Origin of the sequence: Bacillus sp. SD088, assembly GCF_017355205.1 — a bacterium.
Classification (GTDB): Bacteria; Bacillota; Bacilli; order Bacillales; family Bacillaceae_C; genus Lederbergia.
Genome location: NZ_JADIJK010000020.1, coordinates 1 through 14,803, shown reverse-complemented (window position 1 = coordinate 14,803; position 14,803 = coordinate 1). Strand labels below are relative to the sequence as shown.

The 14,803-nt window shown below is 40.4% G+C and carries 14 protein-coding genes; all 14 read left to right on the top strand.

The window, feature by feature from the left end; translation table 11 throughout:
* The first annotated feature begins 60 nt into the window (after nt 1-60).
* The 14 genes from IPU53_RS16915 to IPU53_RS16850 all read left to right on the top strand — a co-directional run bounded on the left by IPU53_RS16915 (nt 61) and on the right by IPU53_RS16850 (nt 14,697).
* Entirely contained in the window at nt 61-1,308 is a 1,248-nt protein-coding gene (locus IPU53_RS16915) for an ABC transporter substrate-binding protein (RefSeq protein ID WP_207452189.1), read from the top strand.
* 84 nt (nt 1,309-1,392) lie between these two features.
* Nucleotides 1,393-2,319 carry a carbohydrate ABC transporter permease gene (locus tag IPU53_RS16910; protein ID WP_207452188.1) on the top strand — a complete coding sequence of 309 codons (927 nt, stop codon included), beginning with the start codon at nt 1,393-1,395 and terminating at the stop codon, nt 2,317-2,319.
* 71 nt (nt 2,320-2,390) lie between these two features.
* A complete protein-coding gene (locus tag IPU53_RS16905) occupies nt 2,391-3,173 on the top strand; it encodes a carbohydrate ABC transporter permease (protein ID WP_207452248.1) in 783 nt (260 codons plus the stop codon).
* A 936-nt stretch (nt 3,174-4,109) separates the two neighbouring features.
* Nucleotides 4,110-5,252: a sensor histidine kinase gene (locus IPU53_RS16900; RefSeq protein ID WP_207452187.1), complete on the top strand. Its 1,143-nt coding sequence runs from the start codon at nt 4,110-4,112 to the stop codon at nt 5,250-5,252.
* Nucleotides 5,253-5,295: 43 nt separating this feature from the next.
* A complete protein-coding gene (locus tag IPU53_RS16895) occupies nt 5,296-5,976 on the top strand; it encodes a response regulator (protein WP_207452186.1) in 681 nt (226 codons plus the stop codon).
* A gap of 576 nt (nt 5,977-6,552) precedes the next feature.
* Complete coding sequence (locus IPU53_RS16890; protein WP_207452185.1) at nt 6,553-7,395, top strand: DegV family protein; 843 nt, start codon at nt 6,553-6,555, stop codon at nt 7,393-7,395.
* Nucleotides 7,396-7,517: 122 nt separating this feature from the next.
* On the top strand, nt 7,518-8,927 hold the full coding sequence (locus tag IPU53_RS16885; protein WP_278253306.1) for a DEAD/DEAH box helicase: 1,410 nt from the start codon (nt 7,518-7,520) through the stop codon (nt 8,925-8,927).
* Nucleotides 8,928-9,121: 194 nt separating this feature from the next.
* On the top strand, nt 9,122-9,634 hold the full coding sequence (locus IPU53_RS16880; protein ID WP_242698372.1) for a ComF family protein: 513 nt from the start codon (nt 9,122-9,124) through the stop codon (nt 9,632-9,634).
* Nucleotides 9,635-9,812: 178 nt separating this feature from the next.
* On the top strand, nt 9,813-10,220 hold the full coding sequence (locus IPU53_RS16875; RefSeq protein WP_207452183.1) for a TIGR03826 family flagellar region protein: 408 nt from the start codon (nt 9,813-9,815) through the stop codon (nt 10,218-10,220).
* Nucleotides 10,221-10,320: 100 nt separating this feature from the next.
* Nucleotides 10,321-10,578, top strand: a complete 258-nt coding sequence (flgM, locus tag IPU53_RS16870; RefSeq protein ID WP_207452182.1) for a flagellar biosynthesis anti-sigma factor FlgM — start codon at nt 10,321-10,323, stop codon at nt 10,576-10,578.
* Between the two features lie 304 nt (nt 10,579-10,882).
* Nucleotides 10,883-13,063 (top strand): hypothetical protein, encoded by a 2,181-nt coding sequence (locus tag IPU53_RS16865; RefSeq protein ID WP_207452181.1) that lies wholly within the window; start codon nt 10,883-10,885, stop codon nt 13,061-13,063.
* Nucleotides 13,064-13,087: 24 nt separating this feature from the next.
* Entirely contained in the window at nt 13,088-13,390 is a 303-nt protein-coding gene (locus IPU53_RS16860) for an EscU/YscU/HrcU family type III secretion system export apparatus switch protein (RefSeq protein WP_207452246.1), read from the top strand.
* Nucleotides 13,391-13,434: 44 nt separating this feature from the next.
* Complete coding sequence (gene fliS, locus IPU53_RS16855) at nt 13,435-13,866, top strand: flagellar export chaperone FliS (RefSeq protein ID WP_207452180.1); 432 nt, start codon at nt 13,435-13,437, stop codon at nt 13,864-13,866.
* 21 nt (nt 13,867-13,887) lie between these two features.
* Nucleotides 13,888-14,697 (top strand): flagellin N-terminal helical domain-containing protein, encoded by an 810-nt coding sequence (locus tag IPU53_RS16850; protein ID WP_207452179.1) that lies wholly within the window; start codon nt 13,888-13,890, stop codon nt 14,695-14,697.
* Nucleotides 14,698-14,803 lie beyond the last annotated feature (106 nt).

The following is a 14,803-nucleotide window of genomic DNA, read 5'->3' as shown; positions in this document are numbered from 1 at the left end:
TCCTGTTATTTATGAAATGCAGCTAGTGGATAAATTCAAATAACAAAAGAGGTGAATGGGATGAAAAGGGGATCATTTTTATTAATCTTATTGGGACTATTTGTCTTCATGCTGGTTGGCTGCAGCGGTGGTGATAAGGATGAGAAAGTGACCTTAAACGTATGGTATTGGAATCGTTCCATTGATGATGATTTGATCAAAAGAGTGAGTGAGGAATTTCCCGATATAAAAATTAATGCGCAAAAAATTGATGGTGGAGAATACAAGACGAAATTGCAAACCTCTTTAACTACTAGTACAGGTGCACCCGATATCGTTGCTCTGAATGACTGGGTAACCGAGTTTCTTCCGAATCATGATAAGTTCGTCAACCTATTAGACTATGATGCGGATAAAGTGCAGGGCGATTACTTGGAATGGAAATGGAATTATGCGTTAACCCCTGATGGCGAAAATCTAATTGCTTTACCGATGGATACAGCACCTACTGCCTTATATTACCGAGAGGATCTTTTTGCAGAGGCTGGTTTACCGACCGATCCTGAGGAGGTTTCCGCTGAAATTGCTACATGGGATGATTATATTGCCGCAGGGGAGAAGTTAGAAGCGGCAACGGGTGTGAAAATGTTCGATACGATTAACCGTGTGTTCACACAATCAATTAGTCAAAGTGATACCAGTTATTTTGATGAAAATGATCAATTTATTGGTGATACTGGAACCATCAAGGAAGCGTGGGACCGTGCGGTTAGCATTAACGAGAAAGGCTTGAGTGCCAATACAGAAGTGGATGGTCCAGAATGGAACGCCAGCATGAATAATGGGCAAGTAGCCTCTTTTATCGGTGGAGTTTGGGTGAAAAATATTTTAAAAGACGCGGCTCCTGATACTGCTGGTAAATGGAGAATAGCCAGAGCTCCTGGTGGGGATGGAAACCAAGGCGGCTCCTTTATTGGCATACTTAAAAGTTCTAAGCATCCAGAGGAGGCTTATAAGGTAATTGAATGGATGATGAATCCTGAAAATCAATTAGAGTCGTATGTGAAAATGGATTTATTCCCTTCCACCCCAAGTGTTTTTGAAGACGAAAGAATGACTTCTACCGAGGAATTCTTTGGAGGGCAAGAAACCACTCAAATTTTCTCAGAATCGGCTAAACATGTAAAACCGATGTATTTCGGGGTTGACTATTCGCGTGTCAATACGCTCTTTAGTGATGCGTTAACCGATATTGCCAAACAGGGGAAAGTTCCTGATAAAGCATGGCAAGAGGTTCTTGATCAGGTGGAAAAAGAGCTTTCTCGCTAACTTGGAAGAATGAGAGACGGGAATGAGGTTCTCGTCTCTTCTGTCTCATTAGCTATTATGCTAACGAATAAGGGAGGCGCTGAAATGGATTGCCTTGAACAGAACATGGAAAAAACATCTAAGAAAAGTGTTTGGGCAGAAATATATGAGAAAAAGGTGCTTTATTTATTCATTTCTCCTTTTTATCTACTGTTTCTTATTTTTGGTCTATTTCCCATCTTATTCTCTTTATATCTATCCTTTCAAAAATGGGATGGTATTGGCGAAATGCAATTTGTTGGACTACAGCAATTCAAATACCTGATAACCGATCATCTTTTTTGGCAGGCGGTTACTAATACGTTCCTTATTTGGTTTATTTCGACCATCCCGATGCTTTTTGGTGCATTAGTGATCTCCTTTTTATTAAATGCTTCGTTTATAAAAATGAAAGGTTTTTATCGTGCAGCCTATTTTGTCACCAATGTAACCTCTATCGTGGCTGTCACGATTATTTTTAAATCGGTATTTGGAAATCATTATGGTTTACTAAATTATTTAATCACAACAATTGGGTTTGAACCAGTTAACTGGCTGGATTCTAGTTTCTTAATTAAGCTTGTAATTGCATCTATGGTCGTCTGGAGGTGGACGGGATATAATGCCATTATTTATTTAGCGGGATTACAAGCGATCCCAAATGATCTCTATGAAGCAGCTAAGATCGATGGAGCCAGTATTTTTCAACAATTTTTCTATATTACGGTTCCGTTATTACGACCAATTATTTTATTTACGGTTTTAATGACGACGATTGGTTCCATGCAATTATTTACAGAGCCACAGGTTTTACTTGGAAATTCTGGAGGAGTTGGCGGCGCAGGTCTTACCATTACGTTATATATGTATAAGCAAGGGTTTGTCGATCATCAATTCGGCTATGCTTCCGTCGTATCCTGGGCTTTGTTTATCATTATTGCTTTATTTTCACTGATTAATTGGCAGGTCGTTCAAAAAACGGGAGCGAAGTGAAATAAGAAAGGAGTGCCGACGTGAATAAAACGCAAAATCTCCTGAAAACGCTGGGTTTGCACTTTTTACTCATGATTGGTGTTTTCGTTTCAATCTTTCCGTTTTATTGGTTGACTGTGATGGCAACGAATCAAACGAGTGATATTTTACGGTTTCCACCAAGACTAGTGTTTGGAGTAGAATTAATCACAAATATACGAAATGTTCTAGACAATGTAAATTTTTTTCAAGCCTTTTTGAACACCCTCTTTGTAACTGTGATCTCTGCCTTATGTGTTCTTTTCTTTTGCTCACTAGCAGGCTTCACTTTTGCGAAATTTGATTTTCCAGGAAAGAATTGGCTGTTCGGCCTCCTACTTATCACTCTTATGATACCTTCTCAATTATCTTTTATTCCATCTTACATTTTGATTTCAAAGATCGGTTGGATAGGGACTTATAAAGCCCTCATTGTACCTGGAATTGCCAATGCTTTTGGGATTTTCTGGATCAGACAATTTTCGCAAGAATCCATTCATGATAGTCTCCTTGATGCTGGCAGATTAGATGGTTGCAATTATTTCAGACTATACTGGAATATTGCTTTACCGATATTAAGGCCTGCCTTAGCTTTCCTAGGTATCTTCTCTTTTATTGGCGTATGGAATGATTACCTCTGGCCGCTTATTGTGCTGAATGATCCCGTGAAATATACTTTACAAGTGACCTTATCACAATTAAACGGAATTTATGATACTGATTATGGAATGGTGATGGCTGGTACACTTTTAGCGACGCTTCCATTAATCATTATGTTTTTATTTGTCAGCCGGCAGTTTATTTCTGGGATCGCAGCGGGAGCGGTGAAGGATTAATAGATATAATGGCACCAGGTCATAAGGACCTGGTGCCTCTTTTTAAAAGATTAGAAAGAGATTTTGACTAGTGTTTGGATCTAGCTCCAGCGCCTAGCCCCGAGAGGCTCGCAGGATGCGAGTCCATCGGCGTTGCCTCAGGACGATGTTCCACTAAATAACCTGAGCCAATAAAACTCAAAACCGGACTTTTCTTGACTTGGAACATTTGCTTGTCGGAGGGCAATAGGATGTTGGGCAGAACAGTGTTGCGATGTACAGGATGTACCAATGCAGACGAAGCGCCAGGACGTCGCGAATTTAGCCTTTCTTCCTATACCAAGGCGCTTGCGCTTTTCTTAAAAGATAAGAAAGTATAAAATTTTGGCTAGTGTTTTGATCTAGCTCCAGCGCCTAGCCCCTCGAGGTCAAATAACCTGAGCCAATAAAAGTCAAAACCGGACTTTTCTTGTCTCAGAACATTTGCTTGTCGGGGCTGAGCAAGGCGCTTGCGCTTTTCTTATGCCAATTATGACCAATGCTAATCACTCAGTCTTTTTAGCCAAGTTTCATGTTAAACTGAGGATAACATGGGGCTTTGGTACAAGCTCTTGACTTTTGAATTACGCTTTCTTGTTCGTAGAATAAACTAGGCCAGAAGCAATGGTACTCACTTTAGTGAAATAATTGTAAGCTAAACTTAATATTCACATCAAATTTCCATGCTATAATAATGAAATAGTGATGACGCCATTTACAAATAAAAATAGATAGAATTAATGTCTTGATCTATAGGTCTATAGCATTTTAATGTAGGTCTTTTGGCGTGAAATGGGTGACCGTTTATTAGCCTTTAAGATGGATTTTATGCAAATTTACGTTCTAAAAATAGTTGGAATTTACGTAATCATGTAAAATAAATTTTATCCAGAAAGGAGGGTATCCTTCAGCGGGAAGATGCCACTAAGAAAACTTGATGTAAAAGCACTGGATTTTATTGTAGAACAAATGATAGACACAGTTGACAAAAGTAAAAATGAAATATTCCGAATCGGCGAACAGTGTCGAAAGGAACATGATTCCCTTATTACGGAACTGAAAGAAATCAAAACCAAAGTCGGACAAGTGATTACTGAAAGTGATGAACTTGAAGAAAAGTCGAGATTTGCGAGGAAACGTCTTTCAGAGGTAAGCCGCAATTTCAAAACATATTCAGAAGAACAGGTCCGAAAGGTATATGAATTTGCTAATAATTTGCAGACCCAGTATATTGTTAACGAACAATTAGAAAAGCAACTAAGACAGCGACGAGATGATTTGGAAAGAAGATTACTAGGATTACAGGAAACCATTGATCGTTCAGAATTACTTGTATCGCAGATTACGGTTATTTCTAATTACCTTATTAGCGATATCAAAGATATTGGGATCGCTTTAGAAGATGCAAAAATGAAGCAAGATTTTGGGTTGCGAATTATTGAAGCACAAGAGGAAGAACGAAAGCGAATATCACGTGAGATCCATGACGGGCCCGCACAGCTATTAGCGAATGTATTAATCCGGTCTGATTTGGCAGAAAAAGTACATATTGAACAAGGACCTGATGAGGCATTTAAAGAAATTCGGAGCTTGAAAGAAATGATTCGGGATGCCATTTATGAAGTGCGGAGGATTATCTATGATCTACGTCCGATGGCTTTGGATGATTTAGGATTAATTCCTACACTTGAAAAATATATTTCGTCAATGGGTGAGTATCATCCATCCGTTTATATCCAATTTATTAATTTGGGAGAAGATAAACGATTGCCCTCCAAGTATGAGGTAGCTTTGTTTCGATTGATTCAAGAATCCCTTAATAATGCACTTAAACATGCTGAAGCAAAAGAAATTAAAGTGAAATTACAAGTTTGCAATGATCAAGTATCTGCCGTTATAAAGGATAATGGAAAAGGCTTTGATCCTGCTATTAATAAAGATGGATCATTTGGTTTAATTGGAATGAAGGAGCGTGTTACCATTCTAGATGGAGAGCTAAAGATTGAATCCGCTCCAGATAAAGGGACAATGATCCATATAAAGGTTCCCGTATTGGAATAAAAAGTTGAGAAATATTGCCGATAGATATGTAGGGGGAGAAAAAATGACCACAAAGATTATTATTATCGATGATCATCAATTGTTTCGTGAAGGAGTTAAACGAATCTTAGAATTTGAAAAATCCTTTTCAGTTGTAGCGGAAGGGGATGATGGATCTGATGTAATTGGCTTGGTAGAGGAACACCATCCAGATGTCGTTCTACTAGACATTAATATGAAGGATACAAATGGTATTGAAGCTACCCGTCAATTAATTGAATCCTATCCTGATACAAAAGCGATGATTTTGTCGATTCATGATGATGAAGCTTATGTGACACATGCACTAAAAACTGGAGCAGCTGGTTATATGCTGAAGGAAATGGATTCAGACGAATTGATTGAGGCTGTGAAAGTAGTAGCGGATGGAGGATCCTATATCCATCCAAAAATCACTCATAAGCTTGTCAACGAATACCGCAGACTTGCGAACCAACAAAATGATGGTCAAGGTTATCAACAACCAGAAGTACAAATACCACTTCATTTGCTGACAAGCAGAGAATGTGAAGTATTGCAACTACTTGCAGATGGAAAAAGTAACCGTGCAATCGGAGAAACACTTTACATAAGTGAAAAGACGGTTAAAAATCATGTTAGTAATATCCTGCAAAAAATGAATGTAAACGACCGTACTCAAGCTGTTGTTACAGCAATTAAAAATGGCTGGGTAGAAGTTCGTTAACGGAAAAAGGAATCTGTTGAATTTTTAACAGATTCCTTTTTTTGGCTTGATTCAGCTCCCTATTAAAATGGGTTTCTCTGTTAAAGAATGGGCATCATTCCCTTTGAATGGGTTTCTCTGTCCGAGAATGTGGATCATTCCTCTTGAATGGGTTTCTCTGTCCGAGAATGGGCATCATTTATCTGAAATGGGGATCTTCGCCGAAGAATGGGCACCAATCCTCTTAAATGGGTTTCTCCATTAAAGAATGGGTATCTGCCAGCTAAAATAGGTATCCACATCAAAGGAATTTTTCTAAATAGGGGTCATTTTAAAACCTTATTCACCATTTTCATGTACTGAGGTAGTTGTTCCTATTAATTTAGACTTTTCAAAGTGATGTTTATCCGATAGAATGATGAAAGCGAAAGTAACATAAAGTGAAACTTCAATCAGTGCGGAGGTCTTCAATCTCCTACTGATTCGGGCTTTTTCGGACAGTGTATCCCCACCTACGCTTCTCCGTATTCTCTAGAGTCTTAAGGTGGGGGAATTACTGCCCCGTTAATGCGGGATAAAAAAATGAGGTTGATAGAAATGAAGACAGCTATTGTGACAGATAGTACTTCATATATACCAAAACAGGTTCGAGAAACATTGGATATTCATATGATCCCACTGAGTGTGGTAATCAAGGGAGAATCTTACCGAGAAGAGATCGATATCACTGTGAAAGATTTCTATGACGAGGTGAGATACGGGGACAAGCTTCCAACAACAACCCAACCACCGATCGGGGAATTTGAAGCATTATTTACTGAGCTTGCGAAAGATTTTGACGCAATTATTAGTGTTCATCTTTCCAGTGGTATAAGTGGAACGTATCAAGGGGCTGTTACGGCAGGTAATCTAATTGCTGGTGCAAAGGTTTATGCTTATGATTCTGAGCTTAGCTGTATGGCGCAAGGCTTTTATGCGATTAAAGCCGCAACGATGGCTAAGGAAGGAAAGGGTCCTCAAGAAATTCTTCCTGTATTAGATGAAATGAAAGAAAATATGCGTGCTTATTTCATGGTGGATAATCTTACTCATCTTCAGCGTGGCGGAAGATTGTCCAGTGCCCAAGCAATGATAGGAAGTCTGCTCAGTATTAAACCACTCCTACACTTCCAAGACAAAGTGATTGTTCCATTTGAAAAAATTCGTACACGTAAAAAAGCATTAAAACGGATCGTCGATTTACTAGATGAAGATGTGAAAAAAGGGAAGAATCTGCAAGCTACCATTATTCATGCGAACCGTTTGGATGAAGCCCTTGACTGGAAAGAGGAATTAGCCAAGCAATATCCTCAAGTTGAATTTAACATTAGCTATTTTGGTCCTGTGATTGGCACTCACCTAGGGGAAGGTTCAATGGGACTTTGTTGGACGATAAAATAATTTTTTCCAAAAAGCATCTCTGAGAAGGGCTTTCAAAAATCTTCATTCTTCGCTAGAATGATAGGGAGGGGGCGATATGGCAACAAATCGTCTCCAAGAACATACATTTCTGAGGTGATAGATTGAAAAATTATTCTCCAGCTCTCCAACAATTCCTCTCCGGCCGCTCGTTATTACGCCAAGAAATCCCCTTCTCAAAACACATCATGCAAGAACATCTCCAACATGGATTCGTGAAAAGAACTCAAGGGATCACTGGTAAGAATGGCGCTTTTCTGTGCCAACGTTGTCACAATCGCAAGCAACATTTATTTTCGGCATTCCCCTGTGCTTGTTGTGGGAAAGAAAGCCATTATTGCCGAAATTGTATTAAGATGGGACGGGTATCTACATGTACTTCACTTTATAGGTGGAGTGGTCCCCCTGTACATTGGGCGAATTTGCTACCAGCTTTAGAAAATGAAGATGGACAAAGCTGCCTAGACTGGAATGGCGTCTTATCTGTAGGACAACAGGAAGCTTCATTAGCCGTCGTAGAAGCGGTTCGCTCCCATTCCGAGTTTCTTTGTTGGGCGGTTTGTGGAGCTGGAAAAACTGAAGTTTTATTTACAGGGATTGATGAGGCAATAAAAAGGAAGCAAAGAGTATGTGTGGCGACACCAAGGACAGATGTTGTCCTTGAATTAGCACCACGGTTTCAAAAAGTTTTTCCGAATCTTCGTGTTGCGGCACTATATGGTGGTAGTGAAGATCGCCATTTATTTGCCCCTTTGACGATCTCGACCACTCATCAGTTATATCGTTTCGAAGAGGCATTTGATGTCATCATTGTTGATGAAGTGGATGCATTTCCGTTCTCTTATGATCATAGCTTGCAAGCAGCTATGCAAAAAGCAGCCAAGCCACAATCTTCCCGCATCTTTTTAACAGCAACACCCTCGGAAAAATGGCAGCGCGAGTGTAAACGAGGAAAGCGCTCCTATATCAAAATACCTGCTCGCTATCACCGTCACTCTCTTCCCATTCCTATATTCAAGTGGTGTGGAAATTGGTCAAAAGCATTTGCCAAAGGGAAAATTCCGCCGAATGTGAAAACATGGGTCGAAACAAGACTGGAAGGAAATAAGCAGGCCCTTGTTTTCTTACCCGATATTCACTTAATGGAAAAAGCATTGCCCTTATTTCAACGTTTAGATCCAAAAATAGCCGCTGTTCATGCTGAAGATCCTAATCGTAAGCAAAAGGTTGAAAAGATGAGGAATCAAGAAATTCCCCTACTTTTAACGACCACGATTTTAGAAAGAGGCGTTACATTTCCAAATATTGATGTCGCTGTACTCGGTTCGGAGAATGATACGTTTACAGAGGCTGCACTTGTACAAATTTCTGGTCGTGTAGGAAGAAGTACTGATTTCCCAAAAGGAAATATCACATTTTTTCATTATGGACGGACAAAAGCGATGATTCAGGCCCTTTCTCATATCGATCAAATGAATCAAGAAGCGAGAAGAAAGGGGTTGATTGATTCATGAATAATTATTGTTTGGTCTGTGATTCCCATTTAAAGCGGGATTTGACATGGACAACCCTTATCTTTCCAACTATACACTCTCCGATATGCACCTCATGCAAAGCGAAACTCCAACTGATTACAGGGGAACGCTGTCGAATATGTTCCCGCTCTCTAGATACATTAAATAAAACGTTCATAAAAAATGATGTGTGTATGGATTGTGTTCGTTGGGAACAAGATCCCCAGTGGGCTAATACACTTAAACAAAATATCTCTATGTATCATTATAATGAATTTTTAAAAGACGTTATGGCTCTATTGAAATTTCGTGGAGATTATCAGATAGCTGAAATATTTGCTCAAACCCTAGCAAAGGAGTTGAAAAAGCTCCAATTCGATTGGGTGGTGACGATCCCCTTGAGTACAGAACGTTTACAGGAGAGGGGGTTTAATCAGACGGAAGCACTTGCCCAAATGGCTGGGCAGGAAACGAAGGATTGCTTAAAAAGAATCCATTCAGAAAAACAATCAAAAAAATCACGTGGAGAAAGACTAAGACAAAAACAAATTTTCCAGTTTCAAGGAAATCGTGAAGAGATCAAAGAAAGAAACATTGTATTGCTCGACGATATTTACACGACGGGGACGACGTTAAGACAGGCGGCGAAGGTGTTGAAAGCGGCAGGGGCGAAAGATATTCAAGCGATCACGATGGCTAGGGGATAAACAGAGATGATCAACTCTTACATATTCATGAACCTTCAATTTTGATAAAATAAATATGTAGGATAAAAGATCATTCCCTCCGATGGGATATGCTTGAGAACTTCCTTAAATTATGTTAACAACTCTTCCATTATGCCGATATAAACAATAGATCAATTTATTAGAGCGGGGGATTTTCATGGACTTATTAAATTGTCCAACTTGTGGGAAGATCTATCTGAATCATTCCGTGCGAGATGTGTGTGATGAGTGTTATCGAAAAGAGGAAGCTGATTATGACCAAGTCTATCGTTTCTTACGAAAGCGAGAAAACCGTGCAGCCACCATTGAGACGATCGCCCAAACGACAGGTGTTGAGGAAAACTTATTGTATAAATGGGTAAGGAAAGGGCGTTTACATGCTGCGCAATTTCCGAATCTTGGTTATCCTTGTGACCGGTGTGGTAAACTGATCAAAGAAGGAAAGTTATGTGAAACTTGTTCAACAGGACTTAAGGAGGATCTCTCTTTATTTGAGAAAGAAAAAACCCGGCATGAAGAACTAAATAAGGCTGTTTATTATTCACAAGATCAGCGAAAAAAGTAACAGGGAAAAATGGTGAATTTCACCTATCAAAAGAAACTAAATAAATCAGGCAGTTTACCGATATTAATGATACAGACGAAGAAATGAAGGAGGGGATGAAATGAAAATTAATCCTTTCAGACATGTCGAAAATAATCCATATCAAAGACAAGTCCATAAAAAAGAAGGATCAGAATCTGGCCAAAAGACAGATAAAGTTGAAATTTCCTCCGAGGCCCAAAAAATGCAAAATACTCCATCGATTGTGAAGGAAGGAGAATTGCGTGTTGCTGAATTGAAAAAACAAGTGCAAGCTGGAAATTATGAAGTCGATCCTCAAGAAGTTGCAAAAAGCATGGCTAAGTTTTTTGATCTCTAGGATGGGGATTGAATACTAAATTGCCAAAAATAGTTGAATAAAAATTACCGAACGGATTCGAAGATGGCTCAAGGAAGAGCAATAGCAATGGGATTTATATAGAGGATGGAGATCGTTGTTCTTCTGTGTATCCCTTTGCATCACTATGCCATCATCCAGAGGTTAGGGAATTTGCACCAGTCAAATGGATATTTCCGCAATCCGCGGAATGAGGCGAATTCTCTTTTTTATTGAAAAAATACAAACCATTACATATAGCGTTCATTTAACATTCTAGCCAGCGAAAGGAATAGGAGTGCAAAAAATGCAAGTACAAAATGATAGCCAAACAGCCATTTTGCCACAAGCTGATTCAGCAGCCTCGGTTAAGGAAGGCGGAATTTATTCTGGCAATGTGAAAGAGAAGCTACCAGAGAAGGGAGCCCTTGTTCAGGTGAAAGGCCGGGAAATGAGGGTGCAATATGAGGGGAAGCTTCCAGACTCTGGGAGTGTGCGACTACAGGTGACAGATCTGAAAACAGAACCTCCGACAGTGAAAGTTGTTCCGGATCAACCACAAGCAATCCCAGCAAAGACTGCTACTCTTCCAGAGAGCACGAGGCAAGCAATCCAAATACTAAATCAACAGCAAATCCCAATCACGCGCGAGATGCTGCAAACGATCCAGCAATTTATGGAAAAAGGAGATGGGACGACCGATCAGAAGTTGGCTACCATCCAGCAGCTGGCGAATAAAAATTTGGACTTTACTTCAAGTCAGTTAAAAGCCGTACATGAAACCTTACATGGTTCCAAACTGGGAGAAGTGTTGAATGGACTTGCCTCGAAAGCAACCGAAACTAGTGGAGTGCAACGAGATGTAGCCCGGTTAGTCGATGTATTAAAAAGTGTGCAACAACAAGCTTCCTCAGATAAGGCGCGCTTTGCGCAAGAAATCATCCGTTTTTTACAAACAGGTGGGAGTGAGAGTCAGGCCCTAAAAATGATTGAAGCAGAATTTGCGACAGAGTTAAAGGCGAATCCTGAGCTGGCGAAAGTGGTTGCGCAATTGCAGACAGCTTTTCCATCCGTGATTATTTCACATGCTGGGGGCGGACAAGAGCTGTCGACGATTTCACCGCAACAGGAATTCGTTGAACACGCGCTTTCTCAGGTGAAAAAGCAACCTCAACTGGAGAAGCTTCTTGCGACGTTGCAGAAGGAAATGGATATTTTACCAGCCCAACAGCAACAGGCTTTAGAAGAGACGATTGGAAAAGCAGAGCAACTATTGGTAGCGGGAAAAGAATTAGCAGCACGCCAGGCACTTGCTGAAGGATTAACAGCTTTTGAAACCGGGGAACATCAGCATGGGAGTGTCGGGACGAATCCTGCTTATCAATTAAGTGAGGAATTTGTAGCGGCCATACCTGCTTCGTCACGAGATTTGATTGTCACGACAATCACGAAGAAGATGTCACAAGCTGCTATTGATTTTAAAGCCGTACAACGGGATATTTCGAATGCACTCTATACTGCTGAGAAAATGGTGCAGCAATCTCCGGTACTTGCCAGGCCATCTATAGAAACAGCGATCAAACAGCTTGATAATGCAATTTTAAAAAGTGATTTCATGCTCTATACGGATATGACGACCGAAAAAACGTTATTGCAGGCAAGTTCCCAACTGCATGAGGCGAAGAAATGGTTAGCCAAAGGCGATAGAGAGAAGGCTAGTGAGATTGTTCAACAAGTAAGGGCAACCGTGGATAAGATTATTTTTCAGCCATCTGATCAAAAGGTCAAGCATTTTGTGGCAAAGCAATGGGCTGGTTTACAGGAAGAGCCGTTAGACAGGCAACTTTGGCGTACAATTGAAGATCCACAGCAAGCTTTACGGCAAGAACCAACGGCTAGACATGCACTTGAATACCTGCGCCAACTAGGGATAACACGGGAAGCTGACTTGTTAAATGGAAAATCAGGTGAGGTAGATTCTACACTTAAGCAAGTGTTGATGAAACTTGCAGAGAGCCATGGGACAGGTCAGAAGGCTGAACAAGCCTTGCAAAATGTCACGGGTCAACAATTGTTAAGTAAGCCTGATGCATCTGGATTGCAAACAATGATGTTTACCCTTCCGCTTATCTTGCGGGAACAAGTAGAAAACGTAAAAGTTTTCCTCCAATCAAAGCAATCTGGGCAAAAAATGGATTGGGAGAATTGTAGTCTCTACTTCCTATTAGAAACGAAGCAGGTGGGGGATGTCGGAATCCTCTTGAATGCAACGGATCGCGTGTTATCTGTGACATTAAAAAATGACTCAGCCGATTTTGAACGAAAAATGAGTCCCTTAGTAGAAACAACAAAGGAACGCCTTCAGGAGATTGGCTACCAAGTTGGACAAATTCACTTCTCTCCATTGAAAACAGAAGAAGCAAAAGAGGATACGTCTGTTAAAGGTCGACCAACTTATTCCGATCATGGTTATGATTATTCTGTCTAATTTTTAATAGAAAGTGAGTGTGCGATCATGCCACACTATTACAATCAAAAAATGCGCCGCATAAAAAACGGTCCGTCTGCGGCAGTGTTACGTTATGATGAGTCAGAAAGCCATCAGACTCCACAAGTTGTTGCACAAGGGAAAGGAGCGATGGCTGTCAAATTGATGGACATGGCGAAAGAACACGGAATCCATATGCAAGAGGATGCGAGTCTGGTAGGACAGCTAATGGACATTGATCTTGGCAACAATGTTCCACCACAGCTCTATTCTGTGATTGCAGAAATTTTATTAATGATTGAAGAAATCGATCGAATCACTAAATAATACGGGAAGTAATCCGATAATCTATATGAATGGAGGCTAAGCACTTGGACTTTCTATCAAAAGAATTGCTTTATCAAAAATCACCACAACAACTGACAGCCTTCCTCTATGAAGCTGGCATTCAGCAATTGCAAAAAGCCATTGCCTGTATCGAGAACAAACAATGGGCTGAAGCCAATCAGAAATTACAAAAAGTCAATGATATTATTGAAAGACTCGGAGCTGGTCTGAACTATGAAGCAGGCACGATCGCGAATCAGCTCGATACCTTATATAACTATATGGCCAATCAACTTGTCACAGGCAACTTGAAAAAAGATATCCAAATACTTCAAGAAGTATTGGCGATCATGGAGCACCTGAGTGCAGCCTGGACAGAAGCCATGAACTCGGAAATCAAAACTGGCCAGCGTGAACGCTATAAGCAAACCAACGCCTACGAGAAAAACGTCAGAGTGATCCAACAAGGGGAATAACAAAATGGAAGGGGAAAAACAATGAGAATTAATCATAATATCCAAGCCTTAAACGCTTATCGCAACCTATCACAAACAATGGGAAGCACATCCAAAAGCCTAGAAAAACTATCATCAGGACTACGCATCAACCGTGCAGCCGATGACGCTGCTGGACTAGCCATTTCTGAAAAAATGCGCTCACAAATCCGTGGCCTCGGCATGGCAGAACGGAATGCGCTGGACGCCGTTTCTTTAATCCAAACCGCAGAAGGCGCCTTAAACGAAACACATTCGATTTTACAGAGAATGCGAGAGTTGAGCGTACAAGCGGCGAGTGGGACATTGGATGATAAGGATCGAGAATCAGTTCAACTAGAGATAAAGGAATTAACAGCTGAGATTGAGAGAATCGCACAAAAAACAGAGTTTAATGGTATGCCATTACTTAATGGGAAAAATGATTTCCAATTCCAAATTGGTCCTAATCAGGAGGATACATTAGACATAACATTAGACAGTATGACTGCTAGTGAAATAGGTGTGGGAAATCTTAATATTTCTACCTCTGAACAGGCTGAGGAAGCTATTTCAACACTTGATAAAGCTATAGGAAAAGTATCTGAACAGCGAGCTAAACTCGGTGCATACCAAAACCGCCTAGAGCACACAGTCACCAACCTACAAACAGCCAACGAAAACTTAACAGCAGCCGAATCACGGATCCGTGACCTGGACATGGCGCTTGAAATGACCAACTTTACCCGTAATAATATCTTAAACCAAGCAGGACAAGCGATGTTGGCACAGGCGAATCAACTTCCACAAGGAATACTGCAGTTATTGCAGTAATTTGATAGTTAAGTAGGTTTCGATCGGAGGGGACTGACCGATCGAAACCCATAACTCATGGAAGAAACCCATAACTCATGGAAGAAACCCATAACTCATGGAAGAA

Excerpts from the sequence above, each read along its gene's own strand:
- IPU53_RS16915 (WP_207452189.1), top strand. The coding sequence starts at position 61 with ATGAAAAGGGGATCATTTTTATTAATCTTATTGGGACTATTTGTCTTC.
- IPU53_RS16910 (WP_207452188.1), top strand. The coding sequence starts at position 1,393 with ATGGATTGCCTTGAACAGAACATGGAAAAAACATCTAAGAAAAGTGTT.
- IPU53_RS16905 (WP_207452248.1), top strand. The coding sequence starts at position 2,391 with ATGATTGGTGTTTTCGTTTCAATCTTTCCGTTTTATTGGTTGACTGTG.
- IPU53_RS16900 (WP_207452187.1), top strand. The coding sequence starts at position 4,110 with ATGCCACTAAGAAAACTTGATGTAAAAGCACTGGATTTTATTGTAGAA.
- IPU53_RS16895 (WP_207452186.1), top strand. The coding sequence starts at position 5,296 with ATGACCACAAAGATTATTATTATCGATGATCATCAATTGTTTCGTGAA.
- IPU53_RS16890 (WP_207452185.1), top strand. The coding sequence starts at position 6,553 with ATGAAGACAGCTATTGTGACAGATAGTACTTCATATATACCAAAACAG.
- IPU53_RS16880 (WP_242698372.1), top strand. The coding sequence starts at position 9,122 with ATGGATTGTGTTCGTTGGGAACAAGATCCCCAGTGGGCTAATACACTT.
- IPU53_RS16875 (WP_207452183.1), top strand. The coding sequence starts at position 9,813 with ATGGACTTATTAAATTGTCCAACTTGTGGGAAGATCTATCTGAATCAT.
- flgM (WP_207452182.1), top strand. The coding sequence starts at position 10,321 with ATGAAAATTAATCCTTTCAGACATGTCGAAAATAATCCATATCAAAGA.
- IPU53_RS16865 (WP_207452181.1), top strand. The coding sequence starts at position 10,883 with ATGCAAGTACAAAATGATAGCCAAACAGCCATTTTGCCACAAGCTGAT.
- IPU53_RS16850 (WP_207452179.1), top strand. The coding sequence starts at position 13,888 with ATGAGAATTAATCATAATATCCAAGCCTTAAACGCTTATCGCAACCTA.